6 protein-coding genes are annotated in these 8,026 nt (G+C 59.6%); 5 read left to right on the forward strand and 1 reads right to left on the reverse strand.

Annotated features, from left to right (window positions below; translation table 11 throughout):
* Positions 1-137: 137 nt before the first annotated feature.
* Complete coding sequence (locus AC1DRJ_RS14925) at positions 138-2,891, reverse strand: response regulator (protein ID WP_477802840.1); 2,754 nt, start codon at positions 2,889-2,891, stop codon at positions 138-140.
* Between the two features lie 214 nt (positions 2,892-3,105).
* Here AC1DRJ_RS14925 and AC1DRJ_RS14930 point away from each other — a divergent pair, with 214 nt between their 5' ends.
* The 5 genes from AC1DRJ_RS14930 to AC1DRJ_RS14950 all read left to right on the forward strand — a co-directional run.
* Positions 3,106-3,828, forward strand: coding sequence for a response regulator transcription factor (locus AC1DRJ_RS14930; RefSeq protein ID WP_477802841.1), 723 nt, complete (start codon positions 3,106-3,108; stop codon positions 3,826-3,828).
* Positions 3,815-5,245 (forward strand): histidine kinase sensor domain-containing protein, encoded by a 1,431-nt coding sequence (locus AC1DRJ_RS14935; protein WP_477802842.1) that lies wholly within the window; start codon positions 3,815-3,817, stop codon positions 5,243-5,245. Before AC1DRJ_RS14930 ends, AC1DRJ_RS14935 begins: the two co-directional genes overlap by 14 nt.
* A gap of 275 nt (positions 5,246-5,520) precedes the next feature.
* On the forward strand, positions 5,521-6,423 hold the full coding sequence (gene cysM, locus AC1DRJ_RS14940) for a cysteine synthase CysM (RefSeq protein ID WP_477802843.1): 903 nt from the start codon (positions 5,521-5,523) through the stop codon (positions 6,421-6,423).
* Entirely contained in the window at positions 6,423-7,775 is a 1,353-nt protein-coding gene (gene rlmD / locus AC1DRJ_RS14945; RefSeq protein ID WP_477802844.1) for a 23S rRNA (uracil(1939)-C(5))-methyltransferase RlmD, read from the forward strand. Before cysM ends, rlmD begins: the two co-directional genes overlap by 1 nt.
* Before the next feature lie 123 nt (positions 7,776-7,898).
* A partial coding sequence (locus AC1DRJ_RS14950) for a hypothetical protein (RefSeq protein ID WP_477802845.1) occupies positions 7,899-8,026 on the forward strand: 128 nt, incomplete at its 3' end.

Consider the following 8,026-nt stretch of genomic DNA (forward strand, 5'->3'; position numbering starts at 1 on the left):
AGTCCGGTGTACGCGGTATATCTGATGCACCGAGATAGCAGATTTTACGACGGCTTCGCCGCCGGACGCAGCCTTCGGCAGCTGCTACAAAGGCCGGTGAGCTTACCGCTGATGGTGAACCGCTCTATTGCACTGCATCAAGCATTTATACGGGCATGAGCGGCCAGACGATTGATCGCTCGTTCGAGCTCTTCCAGTGCGACGGGCGCTTTCGAATCCTGTTGTTTGAGCAGCGTCTCACTGCGCTGGCAGGCGGCCCGCAGTTGCGGGACGCCGCAATAACGGGTTGCCCCGTGCAAACGATGGACGCGCTCGATCAAAGCATTCTGGTCATTGCTTTCCCGGGCCGTGCGAATGGCCTCGCGATCGGCTTCCAACGAGGCCAGCAGCATCGCCAGCATGTCTGCCGCCAGATCCGCTTTACCCGCAGCCAGACGCAATCCTTCCTCGGGGTCGAGTACTTGCAAATCATGCCCGCTGCCGTGGCTGTCGCTGGAACGTTCCGGCCCGTGGTTACGCAGGGCCAGGCCTGTCCACTTCAGTACCACCTGCGCCAATTGCCGCTCGCTGATGGGTTTGGTCAGGTAATCGTCCATACCGCTTTGCAGCAGCGCACGTTTTTCATTGGCCATGGCGTGGGCGGTGAGGGCCACGATCGGCAGTGGTGTGCAGTGTCGCTCGCTTTCCCACTGACGAATCGCTTCGGTACTTTGACGCCCATCCATGCCGGGCATTTGCACGTCCATCAACACCAGGTCGAAGGTTTCGTTGTGCACCGCCTTGACCGCTGCATAACCACTTTCCACGGCCAACACCTTGGCGCCCATGTCTTCGAGCAGGGTTTGTACCAGCAACAGGTTGGCCGGGTTGTCATCGACACAAAGCACTTTCGGCGCACGACTGGACAGCGGTTCGCCCGGTTCGTTGCGCTGCTGGCGTGGGTTGACCAGATCGGACAAGGCCCGGCGCAGTTTGCGGGTGCAGGCCGGTTTGGCCTGAAGCTGACTGTGCGGGTTAGGCACCGAAAGATGGAATAGTGTTTGCTCGGTGGTTGGACACAGCACCAGGACTTTGCAGCCCAAGTGTTCGAGGTCCCAGATGTGCTGGTTGAGACGTTCCGGCGGCATGTCATTGCTGGTGATGCCAAGCACCGCCAGGTCGATGGCCTGATCGGTCTGGTGCGCGCCGGTCACACCATTGGTCAGGCTTTCCAGGGTATTGAACGGCGTTACGCTCAGGCCGCAATCTTCCAGTTGATGCTGCAATGCCTGCCGTGCCAGGTCATGGTTTTCCAGTACTGCCACGCGACGTCCAAGCAGGGGAGCGCCTGGCAGGTCTTCAGCGTCATCGCGGGTCTTGGGCAGGCTCAGGCTGATCCAGAACTCCGAACCTTCGCCCGGTGTACTGTCGACGCCAATCTCGCCGCCCATCTGTTCAATCAGTCGCTTGGAAATCACCAACCCCAACCCCGTACCGCCGGGTTGCCGGGACAACGAATTATCGGCCTGGCTGAACGCCTGGAACAGCGCACGCACATCCTGGTTCGACAGGCCGATGCCGGTGTCCTGAATGCTGATGCGCAACTGCACGCTGTCTTCATGCTCTTCTTCAAGCATGGCGCGGGCAACGATGGTGCCTTCGCGGGTGAACTTGATCGCGTTGCTGACCAGGTTGGTGAGGATCTGCTTGAGCCGCAACGGGTCGCCCACCAGCGACAGTGGCGTGTCGCGATACACCAGGCTCACCAGTTCCAGCTGTTTGGCATGGGCCGCCGGGGCAAGGATGGTCAGGGTGTCTTGCAGCAGGTCGCGCAGGTTGAATGGAATATTGTCGAGCACCAGTTTGCCGGCCTCGATTTTCGAGAAGTCGAGGATCTCGTTGATGATTCCCAGCAGGCTATCAGCGGATTTTTCGATGGTGCCCAGGTAGTCGAGCTGGCGTGGCGTCAGTTCGCTTTTTTGCAGCAAGTGCGTGAAACCGAGAATGCCGTTGAGCGGCGTGCGGATTTCATGGCTCATGTTGGCCAGGAACTCGGATTTGATCCGGCTCGCTTCCAGGGCTTCCTTGCGCGCCAAGTCCAGTTCGATGTTCTGGATCTCGATGGTTTCCAGGTTCTGCCGCACGTCTTCAGTGGCTTGGTCGACGCTGTGCTGCAATTCTTCCTGGGCATTTTGCAAGGTGCCGGCCATGCGGTTGATACCGGACGCCAGGTCATCCAGTTCTTGACTGCCGAGGGGCGGCAGGCGGGTTTCCAGATGACCGTCCTTGAGTTGCGCCACCGCCAGTTTGATCTGGCTGATCGGTCGATTGATGGTCCGCCCCATCCGCAGTGCCAGCAGCGCCGCGCCGGCCAGACCCGCGGCGATCATCAGCAGGCTGGCAAACAGGCTGCGGTAGCCGCGCAGCAACATGCCGCTGTGGGAGAGTTCGAGTTCGACCCAGCCCAGCAGGCGGTTGGCTTCATCAGGAATCGAGGCGCCGGCCAGGTTGCGGTGTTTGCCGAACACTGGCAGCAGATAACGCGTCGCGTCGTTGCCGCTGCGGCGCAGCATCTGCGAGCCGTTGCCCACCGGCGCCTGGTTGAGCATGGTCGGGCCGGCGTGGGCCAGGGGCGTGCGGTCAGGGGCGAGGAAGGTCACTGCGCGCACATCCGCTGTTTCCAGCGATTGGGTGGCGATGCGCTCCAGCAGGTCATTGTCATGGTGAGCCATGGCCGGGGCCACCAAGGGTGCAAGCTGTTCGGCAATCATCTCGCCGCGTTGCAGCAATTGGGATTGCAGGTCGGATTGCTGCATCCAGGTGAAATAGCCGCCCAGAACCAATGCCATCAACGTCGTTGGCAACAAGGTCAGCAACAGCACGCGGCCTTTAATTCCCAGGTTCTTGAGCACGCATCTCTCCTGCATCCAGCGATTGATTGACCTGCGTGTACGTCCCGTACGCGCCACCGGGGCAGTGTAGCGAGTTGCAGGCAGGCAATCTTCGTAAAATTGATGTCGTCATTCGTCGGCTACTGCGCTGCTTTTAGCTTCAGAGCAAACCTTGGGTTGCCCATCGGCAGCCAATCTTGAATAATCGTCAACTGAGAATTATTTGCAGATACTCATGAATCCCATCTCTATTGGCCATCCCCGAATCCTTTCCATCGAAGACGACCTCGTGCTCGGTGCCTATGTGCATGAACATTTAGGCCGTTGTGGTTTTCAGGTGACCTGGTGTCAAAACGGCCAGGAAGGCCTGGCCATCGCGCGTCAGCAAACCTTCGATGTGGTGTTGATGGATATTCTGTTGCCGGGCCTGGACGGGCTTAATGTGTTGACGCAGTTGCGCCAGAGCCATTCCACCCCGGTGGTGCTGATGTCCGCACTGGGCGCCGAGGAAGATCGCATTAGCGGTTTTCGCCTGGGGGCCGATGATTATTTGCCAAAGCCGTTCAGCATGGCTGAATTGCGCGTACGCATCGAAGCGATCCTGCGTCGGGTGGCGCTCGACCGTCGACCGGCGCCGGCACCGGTGACCAGAGAAGCGGACAGTCTGCGTTTCGACGATGAGCTGTGTGAGGTGTTCTATGGCGAACACGCCGCCGGCATGACCCGCAGTGAGTACCGATTGCTGGAAACACTCAATCGCAATGACGATGAAGTGTTGAGCAAAGCCTTCCTGTATCAGCACGTGCTGCAACGCGGTTACGCCGCCCATGATCGCAGCCTCGATATGCACATCAGCCAGATCCGCCGCAAACTCAAGGGCATCGGTTATACCGAGCGGGAAGTGCGCACGGTCTGGGGCAAAGGGTATGTATTGAGTGCTGTCGATGAAATGGTCTGACCTGCCAGGGCGGCATTCACTGTTCTGGAAACTCGCCTGTTTGCTGGTAGCGTTTTGTCTGCTGATGATCTGGCTGAGCTGGTCCTGGGGCCGGTACATGGAACAGAAAAACCTGTTCTTGTCCGAAGAGGCCCGGCTCGCGCTAACCCGCTACGCCGCCGAAGCCGAGCAAGCCTGGAATCATCGCCAGAGTGCAGGCGTCGATGTATGGCTGGAGGGTGTCGGCAAGCGCGAGACGTCGTGGGTCGGTGTCATCGGCGCTGATTTGCAGTCCTTGAGCAGCTATCCGCTGACGGAAAAAGAAGTTCAGCGCCTGACCTTTTTGCGTGGTCTTGATTGGCCAACCAGTCGCCATACCAAAGGCTTGCCCTGGTTGCGCATCCCTTTTCCAAATGACCCGGCGGCCGGCAGCCTGGTGATTGAACTGCCCCAGCGCTTTGTCCCGGGGCAATACCGTCTTTTCTGGCGGGTGATCACCAACGGCATCATTCCAGGATTGTTCACGCTGTTGTTATGCATAGGTCTGTATCGACTGCTGGTCGTGCCATTGAACAGTCTGCGCGAACAGGCTAACGCCTGGCGTGCGGACCAGTTGAACGTGCGCTTGTCGAGCAGCACCACCAATCGTTCGGATGAACTCGGTGAGCTTGGCAGGGCCTTCGATCACATGTCCGAGCGCCTGCAAAGCACCGTGGCCTTGCAGCAACAATTGCTGCGCGACCTGTCCCACGAACTGCGCACACCGCTGAGCCGCTTGCGGGTGGCCAGCGAAAGTGAGGAGGGGCTGGCGGCGTTGCGCGAGCGTATCGGTCGGGAAGTCGATGGCATGCAGCGTCTGGTGGAAGACACGCTGCAACTGGCCTGGCTCGACACCGAGCGCTCACCGTTGCCCAACGAAGCGATCCAGATTCAAGCGTTGTGGGAAATGCTCACGGAAAATGCCTGCTATGAAAGCGGCTGGCCAAGCAGCCAATTGCACTGCACCGTGGATTMATCGTGTTGGGTTCGCGGCAACCTCAACACCCTGGCGCAGGCTCTGGAAAACATTCTGCGCAACGCGATTCGTCATTCGCCCAAGGGCGGCGTGGTGAGTCTCGGTGGGCAGCGCGTTGGCGACTTCTGGCATTTGCGGCTGGAGGATGAGGGTGGCGGGGTGGCAGAGGCAGATCTTGAACGGATCTTCAGTCCGTTCACTCGACTCGACGGCTCGCGACCGGGGGATGGCGGATTTGGGTTGGGGCTGAGCATTGCGAGTAATGCGGTGCGGCGACAGGGCGGGCGCCTTTGGGCTCAGAATACCGGGACGGGGTTGCGGCTTAATATGCGATTGGTGGCTGATGTTGATGGTGTCAGAGATGACGCCATCGCGAGCAAGCTCGCTCCCACAGTGGAGATGAGTTGCCCACAAATGGCCTGATCCACACAGTTCCCCTGTAGGAGTGAGCCTGCTCGCGATGAGGTCCTCCCGGCCAACGCTGTTCTACTTTGCCGATACGTAGGCGGCGCGACGAAAAAGTCTCACCACTGGTGCGACAAATACGTTGGGCCCATATTCTGTTGATTTTCATCCAGAATAATCCCTGTACACAGTGCTTATTCCCATAAGCCATAAGCACCACACTTTGCGTGATATGGCCTGCGAAGGTTTGTCGGTATGATAGTCGCCCCCGCAGTCTGGATTGCGAATACGCCATGACCTTGCAGTACCCAACCATCGCCGATTGCGTCGGCAACACTCCGCTGGTTCGTTTGCAGCGCCTGCCCGGCGCCACCAGCAATACCCTTTTGCTCAAGCTCGAAGGGAATAACCCGGCGGGTTCGGTCAAGGACCGGCCGGCGTTGTCGATGATCACCCGCGCCGAGTTGCGCGGGCAGATCCACGCCGGCGATACGCTGATCGAAGCAACGTCCGGTAACACCGGGATTGCGTTGGCCATGGCTGCCGCAATCAAGGGTTACAAGATGATCCTGATCATGCCGGACAACTCCAGCGCCGAACGTAAAGCTGCGATGACGGCGTATGGCGCCGAGCTGATTCTGGTCACCCAGGAAGAAGGCATGGAAGGTGCCCGCGACCTCGCTCAACGAATGGAAGCCGAAGGCCGTGGCAAGGTGTTGGACCAGTTCGCCAACGGGGATAATCCCGAAGCGCACTACACCAGCACCGGCCCGGAAATCTGGCGTCAGACCGAGGGCACCATCACCCATTTCGTCAGTTCGATGGGCACCACCGGCACCATCATGGGCGTCTCGCGCTACTTGAAAGAGCAGAACGAAGGCGTGCAAATCGTCGGCCTGCAACCAATGGAAGGCTCGGCGATTCCGGGCATCCGTCGCTGGCCGCAGGAATACCTGCCAAAGATTTATCAGGCGGATCGCGTCGACCGCATCGTCGACATGGCGCAAAGCGAAGCCGAGGACGTGACCCGCCGTCTGGCCCGCGAAGAAGGCATCTTCTGTGGCGTGTCCTCGGGCGGTGCGGTAGCAGCGATGCTGCGCCTGTCCCAAGAAGTTGAAAACGCGGTGATCGTCGCGATCATCTGTGACCGTGGCGACCGTTACTTGTCGACCGGCATTTTCGACGCGCCTAACTGATGGCCAAGCACGAGAGAGGCCTGCGCTTCCAACCCACGGGCGGCAGCAAGGCCCCGCAAATCCCGACCGGCAAAAAGCAGCGCTTGAGCATTGAGCGTTTGGCCAATGACGGTCGCGGTATCGCCTTTTTTGAAGGTCGCACCTGGTTCGTCATCGGCGCGTTGGCCGGTGAAGAAGTCGAGGCGCGGGTGTTGGGCGCCCATGGCAAAGTGGTCGAGGCGCGCACCGAGCGTGTGTTCCAGGCCAGCGAATTGCGTCGCCCGGCACCGTGCCCGCACGCCGGTCGCTGTGGCGGCTGCAGTGTGCAGCACCTGCCCCATGCCGAACAACTTGCCCTGAAACAGCGCATGCTCGCCGAGCAATTGTCGAAGGTCGCCGGTGTCGAACCGCAAGAGTGGGCTGCGCCGTTGAGCGGTCCGGAATTCGGTTACCGCCGTCGCGCCCGGGTAGCGGTGCGCTGGGACATGAAGGCGAAAAAGCTCGAAGTCGGATTCCGTGCCGCAGGCAGTCAGGACATCGTTGCGATCAACGAATGCACGGTGCTGGTACAGCCTTTGCAGCCGATCATGACTCGCTTGMCGGAGATGCTGCGTCGCTTGAGCAAACCTCAGGCGCTGGGGCATGTGGAATTGTTCAGTGGTTCGTCGTTGGCTGTATTGCTGCGGCACATGGCGCCGTTGTCTGACGCCGACATGACGATCCTCAAGGATTTCTGCGCTTTCCATGAGGCCCAATTGTGGCTGCACGGAGAGGGCGAACCGCAACCGGTCGAAGCTGAGCACTCGCTGGGTTATCGCCTGGAGCAATGGGATCTGGACCTGGCCTACCGGCCCGGGGATTTCATTCAGGTCAATGCCGGGGTCAACGAGGCTATGGTGGCCCAGGCGCTGGACTGGCTCAAGCCTCAGGCAGATGAGCGGGTACTGGATTTGTTTTGTGGTTTGGGTAATTTCGCCCTGCCGCTGGCCAAGGTCGTTCGTGAAGTGGTGGCGGTGGAAGGTGTGCAGGCCATGGTCGAGCGCGCCGCCGTCAATGCGGCTAGCAATAATCTGCATAACACGCAGTTTTTTCAGGCCGATTTATCCCAGCCTTTGACTAATGGCGAATGGGCGCGCGAAGGCTTTTGTGCGGTACTCTTGGACCCACCGCGTGACGGTGCTTTCGAGGTGGTGCGCAAGCTGGCGTCCCTGGGTGCCAAACGGGTGGTGTATGTGTCGTGCAACCCGGCAACGCTGGCGCGCGACACGGTTGAATTGATCAAGCAGGGCTACCGGTTAAAACGTGCCGGGATTCTCGATATGTTTCCTCAAACGGCACATGTCGAGGCCATGGCGTTATTTGAAGCGAGCTAGGACTGCTCGTCTGGTCCGACTGGCCCGCCCGTGCAACTCTCGCATGAGCCCCGTGAGGGCAATCGGGCAACGAAGGTCAGCGATTTGACGCATTGAATCTGCGTCATAGGGAAGGTAAGCAAGATGGTACAGGTGAGAGCACACCAGCCGATCAATACCGACGGCAGTATCAATCTCGAGGCTTGGCTCGATCATGCGGTCAGTGTCGACCCGGCACTGGATCGCGAAGCCTTGAAAGAAGCGTGTGAGTT

This window comes from Pseudomonas sp. P5_B2 (genome assembly GCF_056400445.1).